The 2,542-nt window shown below is 46.1% G+C and carries 2 protein-coding genes and 1 pseudogene; 1 reads left to right on the top strand and 2 read right to left on the bottom strand.

The window, feature by feature from the left end; genetic code table 11:
- Positions 1-184 (top strand): annotated as a pseudogene (locus tag RMO55_RS13285) (paraslipin); the annotation flags it as partial.
- A 131-nt stretch (positions 185-315) separates the two neighbouring features.
- Here the strand turns inward: RMO55_RS13285 and RMO55_RS13280 are convergent.
- Positions 316-1,437: a glycosyltransferase family 4 protein gene (locus RMO55_RS13280; RefSeq protein ID WP_310427215.1), complete on the bottom strand. Its 1,122-nt coding sequence runs from the start codon at positions 1,435-1,437 to the stop codon at positions 316-318.
- A 143-nt stretch (positions 1,438-1,580) separates the two neighbouring features.
- Positions 1,581-2,441: a ribosome biogenesis GTPase YlqF gene (gene ylqF, locus RMO55_RS13275; RefSeq protein WP_310427212.1), complete on the bottom strand. Its 861-nt coding sequence runs from the start codon at positions 2,439-2,441 to the stop codon at positions 1,581-1,583.
- Positions 2,442-2,542 lie beyond the last annotated feature (101 nt).

Below are 2,542 nucleotides of genomic sequence, written 5' to 3'. Positions count from 1 at the left end.
ACAGCTTCAAGATAATCCTGAATCAAAAAGATCGATGGAAATTCTATTGGCGTTAGGATATCTAGAAATGGTTAGTAATATTGGCAAAAGCGACAGCAGCAAGGTAATGTTTATGGATCCCAGTAATGTTCCGGCGACAATGGAAGGACTTAAATCGATTTTGGGTGATTCTCCACAGAGATAAGATCGCAATAGCTCCGAGATCGGGGCATATCCCCGACTGTCTTGTCTCTCTTCCATGGTCGGGAAACCCGACCGGAGAGAGCCGCTTCTTGAAGAAGTCGGGGATTTAGCAGCAATAGTCGAAATATCCTCCTAACCAACAGCTCGAACTGGCGCGAGAATCTCTCCGTAGAGGTGTTCGATTCGATCGATGTTCCCTGTCAGGGTATAGCGATCTAACACCCGCTGACGGGCAGATTTGCCCAAAATATCGCGCCATCCATCATGATCCCTGATGATGGGAAGTAAAGTCCGCAGTTGTGCAGAGACACCTTGAGTATTGATGACAACTCCAGCACCATCGGCAATTACCGAAGCATCCGCGCCCGCATCGGTGGCGATACAAGCTGTTCCACAAGACATGGCTTCGAGCAACGATAGCGATAAACCTTCAACTAGGGAAGGGAGAATAAATACATCAGCACCGCGCAAAATTTCAATTCGACGAGCATCATCCCGAATTGCGCCCAACCAAACTACACCATGTTCGATGCCATAGAATGGTTCGAGATTAGGTTTGAGTGGGCCATCGCCGACTAGTAATAGTTTGCAACCATAGTCCCGCATATTGCAGTATTTCCAAGCTTTAAGCAGAGATTCGACATTCTTTTCGGTTGAGATGCGACCCTGATAAACGTAGATTTGCTTAGCGTTAAATTCGGCTTTAATATTACTCACGCCAGGGCTGTACTTTTGCTCATCAACACCATTAGGAATAACGATAATTCGATCGCGTGCCACTCCCAGTTTAACTAATAAATCTTGCTGTTCCTCACAGAAAATAATCGTCCGATCGTATTTAGCGAGAAATGGTGCATACAGTTGATAAGCTAGAAACTGACTAGTCGAAGTCACATTTCGCCGCTTGGCATCATAGGGGGTGTGAAATGTGGAAATCAGTGGTAAGTCTAGCTCTTGGCAAATTTCTGGCAATAGAAAATCGAGGGCTGATAAACTCAGTGAGGCATGAACAAGATCTGGTTTACGCCGACGGAGCGATCGTTCCAGGACTCGCTTCGCTCTAATGGTGGGAATTGTAAACACTTGCGATGTGTACAGAAATGGTAAGGGCACTTCATCGCCATCAGCTTTAGTATCGGCAAAATGCATAAAACTTACTTTGTGCCCTCGATTAGTCAAGGCACTAGTAATTTCTCGACTATAGGTGACATTGCCACAAAAAGGTGTTTTTTTTCCCAGCCACGCAATATGCATTTCATTTAAATCGATCGGGATTGAGTAAATTAGGCTATTAAAAATTAAGCATTTACTAACCCTCAAATATACCAGCAAAGGCTACCCAGTAGATCGATGCTTTATGACAGACGATTATCTGTCACATGGGTAGACATCATCGCTTAGGACACTGGAGCTACTGACTTAGTTGGTAGTTCTAGGGGAATATTGCCCAATACTCCAGTCCGAAAGTCATTGAGAATCAGGTGAGATGTGCGTTCTAGATCGCCGCGATACTTGGTATTGGCTAGCTGATGGAGGTATTCTTCCCCGCTTAATGTCGTCGGGACAGAGCCGTACCGAGTATTCAATCCATCGACATAACCCAATTCTTGACACAGCTCGATTAAGGCTGCTGCCATCCCCTGTCTGTCGTAAGCTGCCTCGCCAATATCATCGCAGATCGCCAGCTTGACAGCGGCTAATTGATCGCTCAACCGTCCGGGAATAATTCCCGGTGCGTCTAGTAACTCCAATTGATCGGAAATTCTCACCCAGCGTAAGGCTCTAGTCACCCCAGCACGTCTAGCACTTTCGACCACCTTTTTATTCACCAACCGATTGATCAGTGCTGATTTACCGACATTGGGAAAGCCAATCACTACCGCCCGCACTGGACGGGGTAACATCCCGCGTTCTTTGCGTTTTTGGTTGATAGCGACACCGACTGACTGAGCCGCCTTGGAAATCGCGACTACGCCTGTACCCTGTTGCGCATTGGCAAAAAATGGCTGTTCCCCCTGGGATAGAAACCATTCTGTCCACAATTCTTTGACATTTAACGGGATCATATCGACCCGATTTAGAACCAATAATTTATGTTTGTTGCCAATCCACGTCGCGAGGAGTGGATGATATGTAGCAAAAGGAATCCGGGCATCCCGCACTTCTAGCACGACATCAACTTTTTTGATTTGCTCTTGCAGTTGCCGTTCGGCTTTGGCAATGTGTCCGGGATACCATTGGATTGCAGGTATGGGCATGATTAGCGATTGACTGTTATTCAGTTACCAGTGTAACCGCTAGTCTTTGATTTGTTGCTCTTAAACCTACTCCCAAGCACTAAAACTATCCACTGTTTTGA

This window comes from Chamaesiphon sp. VAR_48_metabat_135_sub (assembly GCF_031418915.1).
GTDB lineage: Bacteria > Cyanobacteriota > Cyanobacteriia > Cyanobacteriales > Chamaesiphonaceae > Chamaesiphon.
The sequence above is the reverse complement of the archived record's forward strand: the minus strand, read 5'-3'. Positions and strand labels throughout refer to the sequence as shown.